The sequence below is a fragment of the Streptomyces pseudovenezuelae genome (genome assembly GCF_029892565.1).
Taxonomy (GTDB): Bacteria; Actinomycetota; Actinomycetes; order Streptomycetales; family Streptomycetaceae; genus Streptomyces; species Streptomyces pseudovenezuelae_A.
On the sequence record NZ_JARXVH010000004.1, the window covers coordinates 1 to 19,427 of the forward strand.

At 69.5% G+C, this 19,427-nt stretch carries 18 protein-coding genes, 1 other RNA gene and 1 pseudogene; 6 read left to right on the forward strand and 14 right to left on the reverse strand.

Annotated features, from left to right (window positions below; genetic code table 11):
• Positions 1–357 precede the first annotated feature (357 nt).
• The 9 genes and pseudogenes from M2283_RS12775 to M2283_RS12815 form a co-directional block, all read right to left on the reverse strand.
• Positions 358–1,674: a HesA/MoeB/ThiF family protein gene (locus M2283_RS12775; RefSeq protein ID WP_280876287.1), complete on the reverse strand. Its 1,317-nt coding sequence runs from the start codon at positions 1,672–1,674 to the stop codon at positions 358–360.
• A 4-nt stretch (positions 1,675–1,678) separates the two neighbouring features.
• Positions 1,679–2,086, reverse strand: coding sequence for an E2/UBC family protein (locus M2283_RS12780; RefSeq protein ID WP_280876288.1), 408 nt, complete (start codon positions 2,084–2,086; stop codon positions 1,679–1,681).
• Positions 2,087–2,090: 4 nt separating this feature from the next.
• Positions 2,091–2,351 carry a multiubiquitin domain-containing protein gene (locus M2283_RS12785; RefSeq protein ID WP_280876289.1) on the reverse strand — a complete coding sequence of 87 codons (261 nt, stop codon included), beginning with the start codon at positions 2,349–2,351 and terminating at the stop codon, positions 2,091–2,093.
• Positions 2,352–2,446: 95 nt separating this feature from the next.
• Positions 2,447–4,195, reverse strand: a complete 1,749-nt coding sequence (locus M2283_RS12790; RefSeq protein ID WP_280876290.1) for an AAA family ATPase — start codon at positions 4,193–4,195, stop codon at positions 2,447–2,449.
• Positions 4,192–5,139, reverse strand: a complete 948-nt coding sequence (locus M2283_RS12795) for a hypothetical protein (protein ID WP_280876291.1) — start codon at positions 5,137–5,139, stop codon at positions 4,192–4,194. The genes M2283_RS12790 and M2283_RS12795 overlap by 4 nt, the downstream gene beginning before the upstream one ends.
• Positions 5,136–5,756 carry an RNA polymerase sigma factor gene (locus M2283_RS12800; protein ID WP_280876292.1) on the reverse strand — a complete coding sequence of 207 codons (621 nt, stop codon included), beginning with the start codon at positions 5,754–5,756 and terminating at the stop codon, positions 5,136–5,138. The genes M2283_RS12795 and M2283_RS12800 overlap by 4 nt, the downstream gene beginning before the upstream one ends.
• 596 nt (positions 5,757–6,352) lie before the next feature.
• An RNA gene (gene rnpB / locus M2283_RS12805) (RNase P RNA component class A) lies at positions 6,353–6,763 on the reverse strand.
• A gap of 118 nt (positions 6,764–6,881) precedes the next feature.
• A pseudogene (locus M2283_RS51915) lies at positions 6,882–7,661 on the reverse strand (DMT family transporter); the annotation flags it as partial.
• A 19-nt stretch (positions 7,662–7,680) separates the two neighbouring features.
• A complete protein-coding gene (locus M2283_RS12815) occupies positions 7,681–8,505 on the reverse strand; it encodes a helix-turn-helix domain-containing protein (RefSeq protein WP_280876294.1) in 825 nt (274 codons plus the stop codon).
• 141 nt (positions 8,506–8,646) lie between these two features.
• On the opposite strand from M2283_RS12815, the gene M2283_RS12820 reads away from it, so the two are divergent.
• Positions 8,647–9,429, forward strand: coding sequence for a MerR family transcriptional regulator (locus tag M2283_RS12820; RefSeq protein ID WP_280876295.1), 783 nt, complete (start codon positions 8,647–8,649; stop codon positions 9,427–9,429).
• The gene (locus tag M2283_RS12825; protein WP_280876950.1) at positions 9,426–10,073 is read left to right on the forward strand and encodes a hypothetical protein; all 648 of its coding nucleotides are present in this window, start codon (positions 9,426–9,428) and stop codon (positions 10,071–10,073) included. The genes M2283_RS12820 and M2283_RS12825 overlap by 4 nt, the downstream gene beginning before the upstream one ends.
• Here the strand turns inward: M2283_RS12825 and M2283_RS12830 are convergent.
• A complete protein-coding gene (locus tag M2283_RS12830; RefSeq protein ID WP_280876296.1) occupies positions 10,021–11,457 on the reverse strand; it encodes an RNB domain-containing ribonuclease in 1,437 nt (478 codons plus the stop codon). The two genes, M2283_RS12825 and M2283_RS12830, sit on opposite strands and share 53 nt — an antisense overlap.
• 77 nt (positions 11,458–11,534) lie before the next feature.
• On the opposite strand from M2283_RS12830, the gene yaaA reads away from it, so the two are divergent.
• Complete coding sequence (gene yaaA, locus M2283_RS12835; RefSeq protein ID WP_280876297.1) at positions 11,535–12,317, forward strand: peroxide stress protein YaaA; 783 nt, start codon at positions 11,535–11,537, stop codon at positions 12,315–12,317.
• A gap of 104 nt (positions 12,318–12,421) precedes the next feature.
• Positions 12,422–13,048, forward strand: a complete 627-nt coding sequence (eda, locus tag M2283_RS12840) for a bifunctional 4-hydroxy-2-oxoglutarate aldolase/2-dehydro-3-deoxy-phosphogluconate aldolase (protein WP_280876298.1) — start codon at positions 12,422–12,424, stop codon at positions 13,046–13,048.
• Here eda and M2283_RS12845 read toward each other — a convergent pair.
• A complete protein-coding gene (locus M2283_RS12845) occupies positions 13,032–14,060 on the reverse strand; it encodes a zinc-dependent alcohol dehydrogenase family protein (protein ID WP_280876299.1) in 1,029 nt (342 codons plus the stop codon). The two genes, eda and M2283_RS12845, sit on opposite strands and share 17 nt — an antisense overlap.
• Before the next feature lie 144 nt (positions 14,061–14,204).
• Here M2283_RS12845 and M2283_RS12850 point away from each other — a divergent pair, with 144 nt between their 5' ends.
• Positions 14,205–15,002 carry a helix-turn-helix domain-containing protein gene (locus M2283_RS12850; RefSeq protein ID WP_280876300.1) on the forward strand — a complete coding sequence of 266 codons (798 nt, stop codon included), beginning with the start codon at positions 14,205–14,207 and terminating at the stop codon, positions 15,000–15,002.
• Here the strand turns inward: M2283_RS12850 and M2283_RS12855 are convergent.
• The 3 genes from M2283_RS12855 to M2283_RS12865 are packed head-to-tail and all read right to left on the reverse strand — an operon-like array spanning position 14,990 to position 17,931.
• Positions 14,990–16,324: a bifunctional RNase H/acid phosphatase gene (locus tag M2283_RS12855; RefSeq protein ID WP_280876301.1), complete on the reverse strand. Its 1,335-nt coding sequence runs from the start codon at positions 16,322–16,324 to the stop codon at positions 14,990–14,992. The two genes, M2283_RS12850 and M2283_RS12855, sit on opposite strands and share 13 nt — an antisense overlap.
• Before the next feature lie 12 nt (positions 16,325–16,336).
• Positions 16,337–17,080, reverse strand: coding sequence for a zinc ribbon domain-containing protein (locus M2283_RS12860; RefSeq protein ID WP_280876951.1), 744 nt, complete (start codon positions 17,078–17,080; stop codon positions 16,337–16,339).
• Positions 17,077–17,931: a Nif3-like dinuclear metal center hexameric protein gene (locus tag M2283_RS12865; protein WP_280876302.1), complete on the reverse strand. Its 855-nt coding sequence runs from the start codon at positions 17,929–17,931 to the stop codon at positions 17,077–17,079. Before M2283_RS12865 ends, M2283_RS12860 begins: the two co-directional genes overlap by 4 nt.
• Before the next feature lie 222 nt (positions 17,932–18,153).
• Between M2283_RS12865 and M2283_RS12870 the strand changes: the two genes are divergently transcribed.
• A complete protein-coding gene (locus M2283_RS12870) occupies positions 18,154–19,422 on the forward strand; it encodes a hypothetical protein (RefSeq protein WP_280876952.1) in 1,269 nt (422 codons plus the stop codon).
• The last annotated feature ends 5 nt before the right edge of the window (positions 19,423–19,427 follow it).

A 19,427-nucleotide genomic window follows, 5' to 3' on the forward strand; every position in this document is an offset into this window, starting at 1 on the left:
CCGGGAACACCACCGGCCACACGCCTGGGTTTCTGATGGCCACCAGCCTGGGCCTCCAACGGCCACCTACCTGGGCATCTCAATGACCGTTGACAAAAACCAATGCTTGGTTACGAGGCGGAGTAGCCGTGTGTGCCGACGACGGAACCGTGGCGTCTGTGGATCCCGACGACGCTATCTCCTGTCAGTCGACGGGCAGGACCGACAGTCACACTCCAACTCTCCATGCTGCCAGGAGCGTCAAACCCACGATGGCCTTGGAAGCCCATACCTGCCTTGGTTCCGCCCCGAACCGCCCAACGAACCGGACGGTGTCTACTGCGACGAAACCGTGTGGGGCCCCACCGCGAGACCCCCTCACTTGTCGTACCCGCAGTCGATGCAGCCGGGAACATGTCCTGGGATCCGGCGCGGTCCGACCTGGGTGCCTGGAGACTTCAAGGTCCCGAGCAGGTCGATGTCGAGCCATGGTGCTGGCTCGCGTGCACCGGAGATCCATGCGCCGAGCTCGGCGAGCGCTGCATGGACGGTGAGTCCGTTCAGGTAGACAACCGAGGGATTGGCGACGCCGGTTCCGTATCCGTGGAGGCGGTCGACGGCTTGCTGGTGACCCGGTTTGGCCCAGCGCGAGATCTCTGCCGAGTCGAGTTCGTTGAGGCAGGTCAGGCATGCGGCGCCGGGCAACATGAAGAAGACACGGCCGCCGATCGCGACAGGCTCTTGCTGGTCATCGACGCCGGTGGCGATGTCGAGAAGCGGGGTACGTGTGTCGACGGCGATCTGGTTGAGGCGGTGCCTCGGGCCATCGTGGTCGACGCAGCCGATGAGTAGGTCGGCGTCGTGCAGTTCGGGATGTTCGCCTGCGGGTGTGAGCCCGGGGAAGATCTGGACCTCGATCCTCGGGTCGATCGAGCGCATGCGGCGGCGCGTGACGATCGTCTTTGGGCTGCCGATATCGGCTTGGTCGGCGGTGACGAGCCGGTTCAGGTTGGTTGTCTCGACGAGGTCGTCGTCGAGGACGATGACCTTACGGAAGCCGAGGTAGGCGAGCCCGAGCGCGACGTGTGATCCTGTGCCTCCGGCGCCGACGACCGCCACGCGCAAGGCAGCAACGGCCGCTTGAGCCAGGGGTCCGAGGAGCGGGGTCTGGCGGGCGAACCGGGTGTCGGTGACAGACTGCGCGTTGAGCACTTTGATGTGGTCGCCAAGCACGGTGACCGTGTCGAATGGCTTACGTTCGAGTTCGCCGTCGGTCCCGGGGCGCCACCAGTCGGCACGTACCATTCCTTGCGCCCATACTGCAGCCCCGTAGGGTGTCCCGCCCAGCAGGTCGACCGCGTAGGGCGACATCTCGGCGAGCGCACGCTCATCGATGGGTGAGAATCCTGGTGGCTTCAGCCGGTGGTTGTGGAATTCAACGAGACCGCGTCCGGTGGCGACCGCATGGTTGTGGATGCGATCGAGCGCCGTGTCGGCCAGGCGCCAGCCGTCGTGGTTCGGCTCGATCTCTTCGTCGTTGATGAGTGCGATGTCGACGACCACGAGGACGGGACCGCTCTCGCCATTGTGCAGCAGCTTGGTGAAGGCAAAAGCGAATCGCTCCCCGAGCGCATCGGCCAGATGCCGCTCGATGCGTTCCCAGTGCTCGGTTCGCGTGAACTTCAGAGTGCTCATCGGTTCAGCTCGCCTCCTCGAAACGGGACAGAGCGCCGGCCAGGTAGTCCGCTAGGTTGCTGCCCTGTACGGGGTCTACATGGGGGTGCCAGTCGTTCGGGTCGATGTGGTACGAGAACTGCAGCCAGGAACGCCCGGCGTGCTGCTGTACGCCCTGGCTATTGCCGGGCGTTGCGCCGCCAGCCAGGGTCAGGTCCGGGCGGGCGCAAATATTGTCCGGTTGACCAGCTGGGTAGTTCGCGGGGATGGCGAACAGGACGTCGGTATCGGCGTGGGACCAGCCCGCGGGCAGCGGGTGGTCTCGCAGCGCGACGACGAGGGCTTCAGCGTCGATGGTGGCGTTCGGGAACGCTTGGCGCAGCAGCTCTTCCTCCTGCGCCAGGCGTTCGGCGAGCCTGTCGGGCACGGACACGCGATCAGCCTCGCTTGAAGCGGGGACGGCGCTTGAACTGGGCTCCGGGCACGAGGCGGACTGTCTCGTCGGGCGTGATCGTGATGCGGGTTCCGTCCGGCAGGATCTGGACCAGGCCGTCGGCCGGGTTGATACCGGCCATCTCCATGATCTGTGCACCGGTGATCGTCGGCTTGTCGTGGGTGTATTCCACGCCATCGACCTCGAAGACGAATGTGGGGCGCTTGGTGCGGTCTGTCTCGGTCTGACTGTCTGCGGCTGCCATTGCGGGGCCTCCAAGGGTCGACCCGCCGGATGCGGGCTTTCACCTCCTAGTCGCTGGCGGCAGACCGTCCGCAACCCCCTTCGCGCAAGAATTTTTCAAGCCGAATCCGTGGCGGCGTAGGTCAACTCCACGACGTCCGGTGCGGCGCTGGCCAGACGGCGTGCCAGCCGTTCTTCGTAGGTCGTGATGAGGATTTGCCCTACGGTGCCCGCTTGGACGGCCGACACCAAGGTCTGGGCGACTGCGGCGCGGCGGCGCGGATCAAGATGCTCAAGTGGTTCGTCGAAACACACGGTCGAGGCACGTGCAACCGAACCCGCCAGCAGCAGTCGCGTCACGAGCAGAGCGGTGGACCGTTCTCCGCCGCTCAGGTCGCCCACCGTCAGCGTGGCGTCTCCGTGGGGAATGGTGAGGTTTCCATCGGCGCCGAAATGCAGTCCGTCGGTGCCGAACACGAGCTTCCAGCGGCGGCCGACCTCGTGCGCGATCGGTTCGACGTAGTCCGTCAGGTAGCGATCGGCCAGCTTGTGGATGGTCTTCTCGCTGACCTCCATGACCATGTCTTCGCGCGCAGCCGCGATAAGGGTGGACTGATCGCGTGCGGCTTGCCGTAGTCTCACCAGCTCACTTTTAGCTGCTCCGAGTCGAGCTGCCGCATCGCCATGGCGTTCAGCGAGATCTGAGAGACGTCGCCGCGCTTCGGCCAGCTCGGTGACTGCTTCTGCGCCAGGATCGTCGCCGACCGGTTCAGTCGGAGTGTGCAGCGCATTGAGGGCGTCGCGAAAACCGGTAATCGCGATCAGCCGCTCGCGAGCCTGCGCGGTGTCGCGCACACGTTGTTCAATCTCGGCGTGCGCGGCGTGGTCCACACCGCCGTGCGCGGAGGCCGCAGCCTCGCGTTCGGCCGGCGTCAGCGGGCGAAGGCAGGTCGGACACTGATCCGTGGCAGACGCAAGGACCTCAGCAGCCGATGCCGCACGCGCTGCTCGAACCTCCGCCGCCGACGTGGCCGCCAGGCTGGACTCGAGCTCGCTCGAGGCAGCGCGCTCACTATTGGCGATCGCGGCCCTCGGATCCTGATCGCCGAGATCGATGGAACCGGCCATGCGCGCGACAAGCCGCCGTACTTGCTCGTCGAAGGCACGAGCGTTCTGCCGGTAGTCGCTCCATGCCTGCGCGAGAGTTGCTGCCGGTTCCAGCCGGTGCGCCAAGGCCTCCGCGGCCTGTCGCTGATCCGCGATCCCAGACACTTCCGTATCCAACCGTGAGACCGTCTCGGTCAACGACGCGATGGCCTCGTCGGTCCCGCTCAAGTCATCGCGCAGAGTCTTGATCTTCACCGCAAGCTCGGACCTCCGCGTATTGATCGCTTTGGCAGCCTGCAGCATAGGCGTGATGCCGAAAACATCGGCGAGGTGATCTTTGATCGGAAAGCCTGTGGCTTCCCCTTTCGCCCCTACGCCGAAAACCAACGCGTCGAGAAGTCCGGGATCAGCACCCCAAGCACGGCGCAGGAGTTCCGTGTAGGCCTCTTCATCGATTGCCGTGCCATTGGCCTCGGCAGCAAAGCGAGCAGCGCCGCTGCGCTTGACCGACCTGGTCAGCTGCACCTCAGTGTCCGCCAGCACCAAGTCCAGGCACACTGTTGCCGATTCGTGGCCGACGCGGACCGCCTGGCCGAGGCGACGGGCCGGGGGGGTGCCGAGCAGGCCCCATCGGACGGCCTCAACCAGCGACGTCTTGCCGACACCGTTCGGAGCGACGAAGAACGTGACCGGGCGGCTGAGCTCCAGGTTCAGCGTCTCGTAGGCTCGCCAATGGCTCAGGCGAATGCGTCGGATCACGATGCGGCAGCCCCCGCCATCTCCGCCAGACGATCTACGAAGTCATCTGGCATCAGGCCGCCCGTTTGCACGCTCACTACGAGGGCGGCGAGTTCCGCCGCATCGAGGTTGCCAAGTGCAAGCTGACCTTCCTTCTTGTATTCGAGCCGAGGCTTCGCACGAAGAGCCTGTGCGATCTGTGCCTCGGTCACCTCCCTCGCCACGGCGTCGACGGCTGCCGTATCCGGCAGCACGTCGAAATCGGCGACCCGGTCCCAGCGCGGCAGGCGCCGCTCGAAGAACCGTCCCAAGGCGAGCCCCAGAGGCTCCGGCAACATCGAGCTGTGAGGGTCGAGCCAGCCAAGCACCGGACTGATCGAGCGCGTCACGTCGGCAGGCGAGAGAACGACAGCCCGCTCGGCGTCAGCAGAAGTGACACAAATCGCCGAGATATCGGCGTACAGGTTAAAGAACCGCCCGAGTTCCTCCGGTGCGCTCGACCACGTGTCGGTATCACCCACGAGGACCGCTACCGCTTCCGCCAGCACAGCGCACTGCGCAATCGCCCGCATACCCTGCGGTACCTCCGGCGACCATGCGGGGTGGAACTCCGTCGAGATACGGCCTCGAAACCGAAAAGCCAACTCCTCAAGCGAGTCCTTAAGCGGTTCATCCGCTACTCCACCCGAGGCCCTCGGAGTCGACTGGGCAGCCATGAGCAGCGGAGCGGACGATGCATCCGCCACCAAGCCCAATCGCCGGGCAACGGGGTCCTGCTCAATAGGTGGGAGTTCCGGGTCTCGGTCGGCCAACGCCCTCACGATCTCGAACTGGCCCGTGATCACCTCTCGACGGCTCGACGGCAGATCCGACAGGTCCGGCTGAGGGCCGAGGCCGCGCAGAAACAGTAGGTATTCCTCGATAAGCGCGTCGTTCTGGTTATCCAGTTCCTCGTTGTCAGTCACTGTGCCCCCTCCCATCCTGTGGTTCCTCTGCTGCGCTTCGATTCGACGCAGCGTCTGATCGCTTCGATGGCGCGCTTTCGCTGCCGACTCGCTGCTTGGTGTGTCTTGCCGTTGCGGAACGCCCAGTCGGACAAGAGCTCCTCTCCCATGATCGTCTCTACGACCAGATCGCGTTGCTCATCGGTCAGAAACCCAAGGCATCCTTTGGCCAGGGCGACTACACGCTCGTCTTCCTCTGCGGCTCGCGCATCGTCGTCATGGAACTCCACCGCTGCCATGGCTACCGGGTCAGCAAGGAACCCCTTGATCCCTTCACGCTCGCGCACGACACCCCTGCCGATGTCCTGCCCCCGTCGGAGAGCAATCATCTTCGCCAGCCCGGTGACCGACGACACATCAGCGGGGTCCTTCTTTCTCAACTGCTCGAACGCCTCGCAGACAGCGTCCTCGACATCGCGGGGATCTGGAACAGCGGAAGTGATCGAGTGAATCCCACGTCGGGCGCCCTGGTACATCGCACCACGGACCGCTTTGAAGAGCTCAAACGCGTCGAGCCGACCCTCCCGCCATCGCAGCAGAAGTCCGTCGGCTTCAGTGTCCGTCCCAGAGTCGTCCATCACCCGTACGTCGGTCGGAAGGCGGCGACCGCAACCCCCTCTCTGGAAAATTCTTTGGCCGCGCATCGCGCATGCGCGCGCCGCCACTCTGCCCCAGTCTGTTCGCCTGCGAATCAGTAGTCACGAAGCCAGGCCACAGCATGCAGAGGCGAGATGTCGAGAAGGGGCACATCGTAGCCAGCCGCCGTCTGTTTCGTGACGGTTCATCGGGCTGGCCGCCGGCATGTAGGCCACCAACGGATGATCCGAACCAACTGGACGAGCGGTGGCCAGACAGCCGGACGAGCCCTCCCATGATGTGCCTTCGGTTCACCACAGCCCACGCCGAGTGGGCCGTGCGGACTGACACGACGGTCAACGCCGGGGCCGCATAACCCGGCCGAGCCAAGACCACCCCCATGTCGGCGACTGTCGCGAACGGCCAGCTCAGAAGCCTCGCCAGTCCCTCACTCCAGGGACTTTTCAGGGACTTTCAATGCTGTCTGAGGGACTTCCGAGGGACTTTCCACCGCGTAACACGGCAAGCCCCTGAAAGATCGGAAAGGGCCTCCGACGCAGGTCAGAGGCCCTTTCCGAGGCAAAGCCGCAGGTGGCGGCAGACGAGTCGGGCTGTACGCCGGGTTCTGTTCCCCGGGCCCTCGCGGGCGCCGGGGCGACGGCCATCCATCTACGACCGACGTTGCCGTCGGCCTCCTGCGGTCTACCCGCGGACTCGGGCGAGCAGCCCTCGGGCGTCCGCGCAGAGCGCGCTTTTCACGGCGGCGCTCCTTTTGACCTTGCTCCGGGTGGGGTTTACCTAGCCGCCTGAGTCACCTCAAGCGCTGGTGGTCTCTTACACCACCGTTTCACCCTTACCCGGCGCCGAAGCGTCGGGCGGTTTGTTTTCTGTGGCACTGTCCCGCGAGTCACCCCGGGTGGCCGTTAGCCACCACCCTGCTCTGTGGAGCCCGGACGTTCCTCGGGAAGCCCCCGTCAAGGGGACTCCACGCGGCCGTCCGCCCGGCTCGTCTGCCGTGTCGACCATGCTACCGGGCGTGTGCCCTTGCGCGGACCGGAGGCCGCCGTGGCCAGGATCGAGCCCGCGAGGATCAGGGTGAAGGCCGTTGCGATACCCAGGGTGAAAGCCTCGTTCAGGAAGAGGGCTCCTGCCGCCACCGCCACCGCCGGGTTCACGTACGTGAACACCGTGGAGCGCGTCGGGCCCACCTCCTTGATCAGTTCCAGGAACACTACGAAGGCCACCGCCGTGCAGATCACGCCCAGGCCGGCGAGGGATGCCAGGACCGAGGCGGAGGGGACGGATGAGGGCCATGTCATTGCCGCCGCGGGAGCGTAGACCAGGGCCGCCAGCGCCAGGCACGGGGCCGTCAGCTGGAGGGTCGGGACGTCCTTCAGGTAGCGGGCCGCTATGAGCGGGGCCGTCGCGTAGCCCAGGACCGTCACGAAGACCTCCGCCAAGGAACGCGCGTCGCCGCCCGTCAGGTGCGGGACGGTCAGGACTCCTACGCCCGCCAGGCCCAGCCCCAAGCCCGTCACCCGTCGTGCGCCCAAGCGTTCCGTGTCGCCGAAGAAGCGGGCCAGGAGTACGCCAACGATCGGGACGCCCGCGATCAGCAGGCCGGCCGTCGAGCTCGACAGATGCCGTTCCGCGTCCGTCAGCGTGAACCACGGGCCGATGATCTCGATGCACGCGAAGGCCAGCATCGGCAGCCAGTGGGAACGGACCGTGCGGATCAGGCCGCCGCCGCGCAGGGCGAAGGGGAACAGGAGGAGTGCGCCCAGGGCGCAGCGCGTGAAGACGACCATCGACGGGGAGAGGTCCTCCACCGCCACCTTGATCATCAGGTAGGGGATGCCCCAGATGACGCCCATGAGGGAGAACAGGAACCAGCCGCGTGCAGTCATGAGGGGAGCATGAGTCCCCTTAGCGCCCCGCGTCTTGAACGCTGTTGCGGTACGCCGCCGGCGTCACCCCCAGAACCCGGCGGAACCAGCGCGTCAGATGCGCCTGATCCGCGAAGCCCACCAGTGGGGCGACCTCGGCAGGGCGCAAGCCCGTGTCCAGAAGGCGCCGCGCCCTGGCCACCCGGTACTGCGCCAGCCAGGCATACGGCGGCACCCCCATCGACGTACGGAAGGCCCGTAGGAGTTGGTAGCGGGACAGGCCGAGGTCGCCGGCCAGGGCCGCTAGGGAGGGGGGTTCCAGGAGTTCGTCGGCCAGACGGTCCCGTACCGCTCGGGCTATGGCGTCCGCGCCCGGGACCTGGTCGCAGGTCGGGCGGGACGTGGAGTGGCGGCGGGCCAGGGCCGTCAGTAGCCAGGGGAGGCGGGACTCGGCCTCCAGGGGGTCCGGGCAAGCGCTCAGTTCGGAGTGGGTCAGCAACAGGGCCGCGGACAGTTCCGGGTCGTCCAACAACGGCTCACGGAAGTGTGGGACGCCACCTACCGTGCCCTCCGTCAGCAACATCGGCTCGGCGTACAGGGCCCGGTACGCGTAGCCGTCGGTCGTGGTGCCGGGGCCGCCCGTGTGGATCTCGCCGGGGGCCAGGACGACGATTGAGCCGGGAGCCGTGCGGATGTGGCCGCCGCGGTAGTCGATGAGTTCGGAGCCGTCGACGCAGACGCCGACGGTGAACTCGTCGTGCGCGTGCGGAGAGTAGACGTGCTTGTCGAAGCGGGCGGTCAGGAGGTGCAGCGGTGGGCCGCAGCGGCCCAGGCGCGCCTTCGTCCACAGTGCCTCTTCGGCCATCGCCCCAGACCCCCCTGTGCGCCCGTTCCATTCACTCCCACAGGCGCAACGCCTTCAAGGGCCTATTCCATGCCGCCCCCCTTCACAAGCGGCAGCCGCGTCGCTTGACCCTGCCGCAGCGTCAACGTTTCTACTGGTCCCATGCGGATCGGAGAACTCGCCGCCACAGTCGGCGTCACCACGCGGGCCGTGCGGCACTACCACCATCAGGGGCTGTTGCCCGAGCCCGAGCGGCTGTCCAACGGGTACCGGCAGTACACGCTGCGGCACGCGGTCGCGCTGGCGCGGATCCGCCGGCTGACCGAGTTGGGGCTGGGGCTGGCCGAGGTGCGGGACGTGCTTGCCGAGGATGCCGGGAAGGATCTGGCTGAGGTGCTCACCGAGTTGGACGAGGACCTCGCCCGGCAGGAGGCGGCGATCCGGGAGCGGCGGTCGCGGTTGCGGGCCCTGCTGGAGGCGGAGGGCGGGCTGTCCGCCGATGCCCCGGTCTCGCCCGAGCTGGCCGCGCTGTTCGAGCGGACGGCGAGCCTGCCCGACTCGCCCATGGCCGCCAAGGACCGCGAGGTTCTCGCGCTGGTCGCGACGGCCGCGGCGCCAGAGGACCGGGACCGGTTGATGACGGCCATCGGTGCCGTCGTCGGCTCGCCGGAGACTGTGGCCCGGACCCATGAGGCGTACGCACTGCTCGACCAGCTCGTCGACGCCGACCCCGCCGATCCCCGGGTGGAGGCGGCGGCGCTGCTGCTCGCCGAGTGCACCCCGGCGCAGTTGCTCCCGGACGCCGGCGCGCTCGACCACGACAACAGCTTCCTGCGCGCCTTCTACGCCGACTTCGCCCCCGCCCAGGCCGCCGCCATCCGCCGCGCACTGCGCATCCTCGCCGAGGAACGACGAACGGAGGAACAGCCGTGCCCACAGCCATGACGACGGCTACGAGAGCCGTGCACGCCCTACTCCGCCACGAACTCCGCCTGCTCGCTAGCCTCTTGTTGTGGGCGACCCGCCGCACGCACGGCACCGAGGGCAAGCAGGCCTTCGGGTACGCGCGGGGGCAGGGCGCGGTGATGTTCGGGTTCGCCTTCGTGTGCGTGGTCGAGACGGTCGCGATGTCCGTGCTGCTCCGCGATCTGCCCGCCGTGCACACGGTGATGCTCGTACTGGACGTCTACACCGTCCTGTTCGTCGTCGGCATGCACGCGGCCTCCGTCGTACGGCCGCACGTGCTCGATGTCGGCGGCGGCTCGTTGCGCGTCCGGCAGGCCGGGCACGTCGATCTGCTCATACCGCTGGAGAAGATCGCGAACGTCCGGCGCGAACTGCGCATGACGCACACCAAGACCGACGGCCAACTCGACCTCGCCATCGGCTCGCAGACCACCGTCACCCTCGAACTCGCCGAGCCCGTCACCCACTTCACCTTCACCGGCCGCCAACGGGACATCAGCGTCGTCCGCTTCCACGCCGACGACGCCGACACCCTCGTACAGGCGATCAAGCAGTCCATCGAGCAGACCGTCACGCGGGAGCGAACCGTACCCTCGCCGCCGCTCCCGGGTCTGCCTGTGTGAGGCGTACCCGTAGCCGTTCCCCCAGGGGGAGTTGGTCCCCCTCGATTCGGCCGATGATCGCCAGGGACTCCAACTGCACCGTCCCGACACCGGACTTGTGCTCGTCGAGGTCCACCACGACCGCGTCGAAGATCTCCCCGACCCGGTCCTTCAGCAGGGCCGCCTCGACGATGTCCACGCAGGCCCGTTCCACCGCGCCCGCACGTCGCGTGCCGTCGGCCATCTCCTTCGGGAGGGTGTCGAGAGCGGCCAGGACCCAATCCGGCACATCCGCCCCCGCGACGGCAGCCAGGCAGATCTCGGCGGCGTAGCGGTCGACCAGGCGGCGGAGAGGAGCGGTGCAGTGGGCGTAGGGCGCGGCGACTGCGGCGTGGGTGGTGATGGACGGCAGTGCGCCGTCTCGGAAGACCGTGTAGCCGGCGCCGCGCAGCAGGGTCGTGCATTCCTGGAGGAAGGCCGCGTGGTCAGGGCGGTGTGGGTCGAGGGAGCGGACGAGTTGGGCGTACGAGACGTGGTGCGGCCAGTCGATGTGCAGGGCGCGCGCGGTGCGGCGAAGGCGGCCGACGGCGCCGTCGGACGCGGCCGGGAGGGTGCGCAGCACGCCGGTGCCGTGGGCGAGCATCAGGTCGGCCGCCGCCATGCCGGTGAGGAGGGAGATCTGCGCGTTCCAGCCGTCGGCGGGCAGCGGGGCGCGGTACGTCAGCTCGTACGCGCGATCCCTCTCGACGATCTCCTGTTCCGGCACGTTGAGCGAGATGCCGCCGCGTTCGACCTCCAGCGCCTCCCGCAGCCCGCCGATCTCCTTGAGCAGCGCGAGCGGCTCCTCTGCCGTGCCGTCGTCGATCCGTCGCTGTACGCCCGCGTAGTCGAGCTTGGCGCGGCTGCGGACCAGGGCCCGGCGGACGTCGACGGCGACCGTCCGGCCGTCCGCGTCGAGGTCGATAGTCCACAGCGCGGCCGGGCAGGTCTGGTCCGGCAGCAGGCTCGCGATGCCCTCGCTCAGCACGGTCGGGTGCAGCGGCACCTTCTCGTCGGGGAAGTAGAGGGTCGTCACCCGCCGGTGTGCCTCCAGGTCCAGCGGCGCGCCGGGTACGACGAAGGCGGCGACGTCGGCGATGGCGTACCGGACGCGGTAGCCGCCGGGCCGGCGGGAGAGGTGCATCGCCTGGTCGAGGTCGGTGGAGGTGGGCGGGTCGATGGTGAACAGGGGGATGTCGGTCGCGTCGTGCGACGGCAGCGTGGGAGCCTTCGCGGCCCGCTCGGCCTCGGCGAGGGCGTCGGGCGGGTAGCTCTCGGGCACCCCGAGTTCGGTGCGCAGCGCGGTGAGGGCGGCGCGGAGGGGTGCTTCGGGGGCGCCGGTCACGCGGATGTGGCGGCTGGGCATGTAGCGAGCGTAGGTCCCGGTTCGCCGGGTGGCACGCCGTACGCTGTCCCGGAGCTCAACCGAAGGAGATCGATCCCGTGCTCGTCCTGCTGCCGCCCTCCGAAGGCAAGGCGTCCTTTGGCCGTGGTACCCCGCTGAAGATGGAGTCACTGTCCTTGCCGGGGCTCTCCGACGCCCGCGCGGCCGTACTCGACGAGCTGGTCGAGTTGTGCGCCGCCGACGAGGAGAAAGCACGCGAGGTGCTCGGGCTGACCGAGGGCCTGCGCGGCGAGATCGCGAAGAACCTCGAACTGCGCACGGCCGCCGCGCGCCCCGCCGGGGAGATCTATACGGGGGTGCTGTACGACGCCCTCGACCTGGCCACGCTGGACACCGCCGCGAAGAGGCGGGCCGCGCGGTCGCTGCTCGTCTTCTCGGGACTGTGGGGCGCGGTCCGCGTCACCGACCGCATCCCCTCCTACCGCTGCTCGATGGGCGTGAAGCTGCCGGGGCTCGGGGCGCTGGGCACGCACTGGCGGGCGCCGATGGCCGATGCCCTGCCCGAGGTCGCCGGGGACGGACTGGTCCTCGACCTGCGGTCCTCCGCGTACACGGGCGCCTGGAAGCCGAAGGGCGAGGTGGCCTCGCGGACGGCGAGCGTACGGGTGCTGCACGCGCCGACCCGGAAGGTGGTCAGCCACTTCAACAAGGCGACCAAGGGGCGGATCGTACGGAGTCTGCTGTCGGCCGGGGTGGCCCCCAAGGGGCCGGCTGAGCTGGTCGAAGCGTTGCGGGACCTCGGGTATGTGGTGGAGGGGGAGGCGCCTTCGCGGGGCGGGCAGGCGTGGTCGTTGGATGTGTTGGTGGACGAGATTCACTGACGCGGCCGGCCAGTAGGCGTTGCCGGGCGTCAGAAGGCCAGGTCGCGTTGCAGTATGCGCAACACCCTTTGCGCACCCTGCATCACCCCGGCAGGATGAGCGGCATGCCCACGTCTGTACTGGACCTTGCCCCCGTCGTCCCCGTTGTCGTCCTCGATGACGTCGCCGATGCCGTTCCGCTCGCTCGGGCGCTGGTCGCCGGTGGGCTGCCTGCGATCGAGGTGACGTTGCGGACGCCGGTCGCGCTGGACGCGATACGGGCGATCGCCGGTGCGGTGCCGGACGCGGTGGTCGGGGCCGGGACCGTCATCACTCCGGCGCAGGTGCGGGAGTCGGTGGCGGCGGGGGCGCGTTTTCTGGTCAGCCCGGGCTGGACGGACGTACTGCTGGAGGCTATGCGGGGGTCCGGGGTGGCGTATCTGCCGGGGGTGTCGACGACGTCGGAGGTCGTGGCGCTGTTGGAGCGCGGGGTGCGGGAGATGAAGTTCTTCCCGGCGGAGGCGGCGGGTGGGACGGCGTATCTGAAGTCGCTTGCGGGGCCGTTGCCGCAGGCGCGGTTCTGTCCGACGGGCGGGATCGGGGCGGCGAACGCGGCGGAGTATTTGGAGCTGTCCAACGTCGGGTGTGTGGGCGGGACTTGGATGATTCCCGCGGATGCCGTGACCGCCGGGGACTGGGGGCGGATCGAGTCGCTGGCGCGGGAGGCGGCGGGGCTCAGGCGATCCGGATGACGACCTTGCCGAAGGCGGCGCCGGTCGCGTAGTAGGTGTACGCCTTGCGCACCTCGTCGTGGCCGAAGCCGAAGACCCGGTCCACGGGCGGGCGGACGGCATGCAGGGTGATCGCACGGTTCATCCGCTCGAAGTGGGCACGGCTGCCGACGAAGATGCGCCGCAGGGTGACCAGGGCGGATCCGAGCGCGTCGGTGCTGATCTCCATGGACGTCCGGTGCGGGCTGTTGGCGGCGATCAGGGCGATACGGCCGTAGAGCGCGGCGGCGCGCACCGACTGCTCGACGGTCTCCGGGCCGCCGGTTTCCACGACGAGGTCGGCGCCGCGTCCGCCGGTTAGTTCGCGGACGTCCCGCCACCAGCCGGGATTCTCGACGTAGTTGACGACGTGGTCCGCGCCCAGGGCCTTGAGGCGCTCCGCCTTGGCCGGAGCGGACGTGGTGGCGACGACCTCGGCGCCGAGGGCCTTCGCGAACGATACGGCGAAGAGCGCGAGGGCGCCCGTGCCGAGGGTCAGGACCGTCTCACCGGGGAGCACCGGTTCGGCGCCGCCGGTCACCGCGTTCCAGGCCGTGACGCCGGCGCAGGGCAGACAGGCCGCCTCCTCCCAGGTCAGGTGACCGGGTACGGCGACGGCCGCGTCCTGGTCGAGGCGGACGTACTCGGCGAGCATGCCGGGGAGGGTGACGCCGGGTTGGTCGATCAGGGCCGGGGTGATCCGGCCGCCGAGCCAGCGCGGGAAGTACGTACTGGTCACCCGGTCGCCGACGGAGAACCGCGTGACCTCGTCCCCGACGGCGACGACCTCGCCCGCGCCGTCACTGAGCGGGACGACATCGGCGACGGCCTTCAGCGGGTAACTCCCGTTCAGGATCAGCAGATCTCGTCGGTTGAGCGAGGCCGCGCGCATCCGGACGACGAGGTCGCGGGGGCCGGGTTCGGGGTGACGGGCGGTGTCGCGGGCGACGATGCCGTCGAGGGAACCCAGGGTTTCCAGGTGGTAAGTGCGCATGTCGTCATGCTGGTTGTCCCGGGTGGGGCGCTCAATTCCCTGCGGGGTATGGGCGCCGCGGGGTTCGGTAGGGCTAGGGGCTCGCCGGCTCTGGCTGTCTCTCACTGCCTCTGGGTGTCGTACCCGTCCCGTACAACTGACCACATGACCACTGTGGGACAACCACCCCCCTTCGCCCGCGAGTTGCTGCGTTGGCGCACCGCGCGCCGGGTCAGTCAGCTGGAGCTGGCCTCGCGGGCCGGGACCACTCAGCGGTACGTCAGTTTCATCGAGCGGGGGCGCTCGGTGCCGGGGCGGGCGGTCGTGCTGCGGTTGGCCGAGTCGCTGGGGTTGACCCTGCGGGAGCGCAACACGCTGTTGCTCGCGGCGGGTTACGCGCCCGCGTTCCCCGAGTCACCGTTGGACGCGGTCGAACTGGGGCCGGTGCGCGAGGCGTTGGACGGCATCCTGGAAGGGCATCAGCCGTATCCGGCGCTCGTCGCCGGCCCGCGCGGTGAACTCGTCGCGGCGAACGAGGCGTTCGACGTGCTCACCGAGGGCGCGGCGGCGGAGCTGCTGAAGCCGCCGGTCAACGTCCTGCGGCTGGCGCTGCATCCGCGCGGGACGGCGCCGCGGGTGATCAACCTGGATGCATGGGGGCGCCACATCGTGGAGAACCTGCGGGCGCGGGCGGCTCGCAGCGCCGACCCGTCGCTGGACGAGCTGGCGACGGAGTTGGCCGGGTATGTACCGCCGTCGGGTGGGTCCGACGACGACTACCTCGGCTTCGCCGTACCTCTTCGACTGCGATGTGCCGAGGGCGAGTTGCGGCTGCTGACGACCTTGACGTCGTTCGCCACCGCCGTCGACGTCACTCTCGCCGAGTTGCAACTGGAGGCGTTCCTGCCGGCGGACGCACGGACGGCGGAGATCCTGCGCGCCCGTGCCGCTCAGCGCAGGTGAGAGGTGTCGTTGAAGAGCCGTACGCTCGCGTTGCCGTCCGCGAAGTACGCCACCGCCGAGAGGGCCGCCGCCGAGAGTTCCATGCGGAACAGGGCCTCGGGCGGGGCGCCCAGGGCGAGGCGTACGAAGGTCTTGATCGGTGTGACGTGGCTGACGAGTAGGACCGTGCGGCCCGCGTAGGCCGCGACCAACTTGTCGCGGGTGGCGGCGATTCGGGTGCCGGTTTCTGCGAAGCTCTCGCCGCCGCCGGTGGGTTGGGCCTCTGGGTCGGCCAACCAGGCTGTCAGGTCTTCCGGGTGGCGTTCGCGGACCTCACCGAAGGTCAGGCCCTCCCAGGCGCCGAAGTCCGTTTCGCGTAGGCCTTCGTCGATGGTCACCTCCAGGCCGAGGTGGGCGGCGACGATGGCTGCGGTTTCGCGAGTGCGGGTCAGGGGGGACGCGACGATGGCCTGGATCGTGCCGCGTCTTGCCAAGGCGGCGCCCGCTCTCTCGGCCTGGTCGCGGCCGACCTCGGACAGGGACGGGTCGGTGCCGCCGCTGCCGGAGAAGCGCTTTTGGGGAGTTAGCGGGGTTTCGCCGTGCCGGAGCAGTACGAAGGTGGCGGGGGCGCCCATGTCGGGGGACGAGCCCCAGCCGACTGTGGGTTTCGGTGCCGCCGATACGTTGCGCGCGGCGCGGGTGTCGACCGTGGTCTTGTCGGTCGTCGCCACAGTGGCGGCCGGTGGGGGCTGGTCGCGCAGTTCCCCGCGCCCCTTAAAAGGCACGTCCGACTGCGCCCCGGACGTCACGGCCGACCACCGTTCGCCCCTCTGGCCCGCGTCCAGCTCCGCCGTAGGAGCCCCCGCCGACCACCGTTCGCTCTTCTGCCCCGCGTCCAGCTCCGCCGTAGAAGCCTCCGCCGACCACTGTTCGCCCCGCTTCCCCGCATCCATCGCCTCGTTGGCGAGCCGGTCCGCGTGCTTGTTCTGCTCTCGGGGGATCCACTCGTACGTCACCCGGTCCGGCGGGAAGATCCCCGCCGCCTCCGCCGCCAGCGGCTTCATGTCCGGGTGTTTGATCTTCCAGCGGCCCGACATCTGCTCGACGACGAGCTTGGAGTCCATGCGGACGTGGACGGAGGCGGAGGGGTCGAGGGCGTAGGCCGCCCTCAGACCCGCCAACAACCCTCGGTACTCGGCCACGTTGTTCGTGGCGACCCCGATGTATTCCGCGGCCTCCATCAACGTCTCGCCCGTCGCGGCATCCAGCACCACGGAACCGTAGCCCGCCGGCCCCGGGTTGCCCCGTGAGCCGCCGTCGGCCTCGACGATGAACTCCCGCACGGCGCTTGCTCCTTAGAGACCGGACTCGGAGGTGCGGACCAGGATGCGGCGGCAGTTCTCGCAGCGCACCACGGTGTCGGGGGCGGCGGCGCGGATCTCGTTGATGTCGGTGATGGACAGCTCCTGGCGGCAGCCCTGGCAGCTGCGCTGGTACAGCTTGGCCGCGCCGATGCCGCCCTGCTGCTCGCGGAGCTTGTCGTAGAGCTTCAGGAGGTCGGCGGGGATGGTGGCCGCGATGACCGCGCGCTCCTTGGTCACCGTGGCGACCTCGCCGTCGATCTCCGAGAGCGCGGCACCGCGGCGCGCGGTCGCGTCGTCGATCTTCGACTGGACGGAGGAGACCCGCTCGGTGAGCTCGGCGATCCGCTCCTGGACGGACTCGATGCGCTCCATGACCTCCAGGACGACGTCCTCCAGGTCGCCCTGGCGCTTGGCGAGGGAGACGATCTCGCGCTGGAGGTTCTCCAGGTCCTTGGGCGAGGTGGCGGCACCGGAGTCCAGGCGATGCTGGTCGCGGACGGCGCGCTGGCGCACCTGGTCCACGTCCTGCTCGGCCTTGGTCTGCTCGCGGGTGGTGTCGCTCTCCTCGGTCTGCGCGGCGACCAGGAGGTCGCGCAGCTGGGTGGCGTCCTTGGTCAGCGCGTCGATCTCGGCGTGCTCGGGCAGCGAGCGGCGGCGGTGCGCGAGCTGCTGGAGGCGGACGTCGAGGGCCTGGACTTCGAGGAGTCGGATCTGGTCGGCGGGCGCGGCGTTCAGTTGGGGGCTCCAGGGGTGTGCGTCGGGTTGGACGCCGCGTGGGCGGTCCAGGGGTCGGTGACCGTCGGCGAGACGTGGACGCGCAGGTCCCAGCCGTGGCGGTCGGAGATCTGGTCGAGCTGGGCTGCGGCCAGCTCGCACCAGGGCCACTCGGTGGCCCAGTGCGCCGCGTCGAGCAGCGCGAGGGGGCTTTGGGCCACCGCTTCGGAGGCCGGGTGGTGGCGCAGGTCCGCGGTGAGGAAGGCGTCGACGCCGGCCGCGCGGACCTGGTCGAAGAGGCTGTCGCCGGAGCCGCCGCTGACGGCGACCGTGCGGATGGTGGCCTCGGGGTCGCCAGCGACGCGGATGCCCTGCGCGGTGGCGGGCAGCCGTTCGGCGGCGCGGGCGGCGAACTCGCGGAGCGGCAGCGGGTGGTCCAGTTCGCCGATCCGGCCCAGGCCCCGGCGGCCCGCCGGATCGGTCGGGTCCGGTACGAGGGGTCGTAGGACCCGCAGGTCCAGGGCGCCGGCGAGCGCGTCGGAGACGCCGGGGTCGGCGGTGTCGGCGTTGGTGTGGGCGACGTGCAGCGCGATGTCGTTCTTGATCAGCGTGTGCACGACCCGGCCCTTGAAGTGGGTGGCCGCCACCGTCGTCGTACCGCGGAGGTAGAGCGGGTGGTGGGTGACCAGCAGGTCGGCGCCCAGCTTCACCGCCTCGTCGACGATCTCCTGGACGGGGTCCACGGCGAACAGGACCCGGGTGACCTCCTGCTCGGGGTCGCCCACGACCGTGCCGACCGCGTCCCAGGACTCGGCCCGCGCGGCGGGCCACAGAGCGTCCAGCGCGGCGATGACTTCAGACAGACGGGGCACGGTCAAAGGCTACCTGGCTGATCTGTGGCACTGAACCGACGGAGACGTCCGGTACTGAACCGATGGAGACGCCCGGGCTCTCCCCTGGGCCCCGCTCAGCACATCCGCCACCGTTTCCTCAGGCGAATCGTTCCTGGGCCACCCTTATGTGTGAAGAGGGTGCCTGGTGGTCCCACGTCCGTGCGTACGAAAACTAGCTTCGTGGCCGGAGGTGACCAGACGATGACGGCCTGTGCGATCGAACCCGGGACGACCCCTGAGGAGACGACCCCTGAGGAGGGGGCTCCGCAGGTGGAGTGCACGATCAGCGCGGACGGTGCCTACGCGGCCCGCCTCGCGTTCGACGGCGGCTCCTGGTTCCCGGAGCGCTGGACCCTGGACGGCCCCGAGCCGTACGCCGTCCCGCTGCCCGGCAACCAGCCGGAGGAGCCCGGCACCGAGGTGCAGCCGATGAGCGACGGGCGGGTCCTGATCCGGCGCCTGGTGGACGGGCGGCACGTCTTCACGCTGCTGTACCCGACCGGGCCCGGCACCGGCGAGGTGCTGATCGGCGGGGTCGAGTGCCCGGACGAGGACACCCGGCTGCGGCTGGTGCCGCCCGCGCCGGGCGGCGGGAAGGCGTACGCCCTCGCCGTGGGCCGGCGCGCCAGCACGCTGTGGCTGGTGGCGGGCGGCTCCTTCGGGCCCGAGCACGTGGCGGAGATCCCGGGGCGCTGCTCGGGCGGGGTGTGGCTGGACCGCACGGGTCGGATGCTCGCCCTGGACCGGGAGGTCGGCGGCTGCACCAAGGCGATCGTCGTGGACCTGGAGCGGGCCGGCGAGGTCTCGCCGCTGCTGCAGATCGCAGCCGGCAGCGACGACCGGCTGCTGCTCGCCGACCCGGACAGCGGGCTGCTGCTGATCCGCTCCGACGCGCCGTCGCCGGGCGAGGACCGGCTGGGCTGGGGGGTGTTGGGCAGCACGCTGCCGGTGCGCTTCCCGGAGAGCCTGCGACTGCCGGACTGCGCGGTGACGCCGTTCGCGATCCAGCCGGGGCAGGTGCTGCTGCCGGAGAGCTGCGCGGTGGCGCTGCGGGTGGACGGGCCGGTCGGCAGCTGGGTCGGCGTATGGCGGCCGTCCGGTCGGCGGATGCTCCATCTCCCGGCGCCCGAGGGGTGGTTGGCGGGCACCGGGTTGTGGTCCAGGGACGGGGTGCTCCAACTGCCCTACACCACGGCCGAGGTGCCGTGCGGAGTGGCGCGGGTGGCGGTGCCCTGGGGGGAGACGGGGGACGCGGGGGAATCGGGGGATGCGGGGATGGCGGGGGGCTCGTGGGGCGCTGGGGGCGCGGGCCCGGGGGATTCGGATCGGGGCGGTACGGCCGTACAGGCGGCGTCGGGAAGTTCGTCCTCGGCCGCCGACGGGTCGTCGCAGCCGGATCCCCCGGTGCCCGCCGTGCCGCGTCCGGTGCCGCTGGGGAAGGCGCCGTTGGCGCGTCTTGTAACGAACTAGTGCCG

Coding starts and splice junctions, on each gene's coding strand:
- M2283_RS12775 (WP_280876287.1), bottom strand. CDS start 1,674: ATGAGCACTCTGAAGTTCACGCGAACCGAGCACTGGGAACGCATCGAG.
- M2283_RS12785 (WP_280876289.1), bottom strand. CDS start 2,351: ATGGCAGCCGCAGACAGTCAGACCGAGACAGACCGCACCAAGCGCCCC.
- M2283_RS12800 (WP_280876292.1), bottom strand. CDS start 5,756: ATGGACGACTCTGGGACGGACACTGAAGCCGACGGACTTCTGCTGCGA.
- M2283_RS12815 (WP_280876294.1), bottom strand. CDS start 8,505: ATGGCCGAAGAGGCACTGTGGACGAAGGCGCGCCTGGGCCGCTGCGGC.
- M2283_RS12820 (WP_280876295.1), top strand. CDS start 8,647: ATGCGGATCGGAGAACTCGCCGCCACAGTCGGCGTCACCACGCGGGCC.
- M2283_RS12825 (WP_280876950.1), top strand. CDS start 9,426: ATGACGACGGCTACGAGAGCCGTGCACGCCCTACTCCGCCACGAACTC.
- M2283_RS12830 (WP_280876296.1), bottom strand. CDS start 11,457: ATGCCCAGCCGCCACATCCGCGTGACCGGCGCCCCCGAAGCACCCCTC.
- eda (WP_280876298.1), top strand. CDS start 12,422: ATGCCCACGTCTGTACTGGACCTTGCCCCCGTCGTCCCCGTTGTCGTC.
- M2283_RS12845 (WP_280876299.1), bottom strand. CDS start 14,060: ATGCGCACTTACCACCTGGAAACCCTGGGTTCCCTCGACGGCATCGTC.
- M2283_RS12850 (WP_280876300.1), top strand. CDS start 14,205: ATGACCACTGTGGGACAACCACCCCCCTTCGCCCGCGAGTTGCTGCGT.
- M2283_RS12870 (WP_280876952.1), top strand. CDS start 18,154: ATGACGGCCTGTGCGATCGAACCCGGGACGACCCCTGAGGAGACGACC.